At 61.5% G+C, this 379-nt stretch carries 1 protein-coding gene; it reads left to right on the forward strand.

Features of this window, described 5'->3' with window-relative positions; genetic code table 11:
• A partial coding sequence (locus JWG43_RS19410) for an MFS transporter (RefSeq protein WP_205244522.1) occupies positions 1-379 on the forward strand: 379 nt, incomplete at both ends.

The raw sequence follows: 379 nt of genomic DNA on the forward strand, positions 1-379 counted from the left end.
ACAGCTACCAGGGCAGTGATTTGGCCAAGGTCTTCTCTGTGATGGGGGCGGCCCTGTCCATCAGCCCTGTGCTGGGGCTGGTGAGTGGTGGTCTGCTGGCCGAGCAGTTTGGCTATCTAGGGGTCTTCAGCGACCTGATGGTGCTGGCCCTGGTGCTAGGGTTGATCGCCAGCTGGCGGTTGCCGGAAACTCGTCCAGAAACCACGACCAGTATTGCCCTGTGGCCACTGGCGTGCCGGATGGCTCGGGATGGTGGACTCTGGCGCAGCGCCCTGCTGGTCGCCCTGTTCAATACCATGCTGTTCGGTTACTACAGCCTGGCGCCCTTTCTGTTCGCAGAGCAGGGGTGGAGTGCCAGCGAGTTTGGTTATTCCGGTAC

Origin of the sequence: Desulfobulbus alkaliphilus (genome assembly GCF_016918545.1) — a bacterium.
Classification (GTDB): Bacteria; Desulfobacterota; Desulfobulbia; order Desulfobulbales; family Desulfobulbaceae; genus Desulfobulbus; species Desulfobulbus alkaliphilus.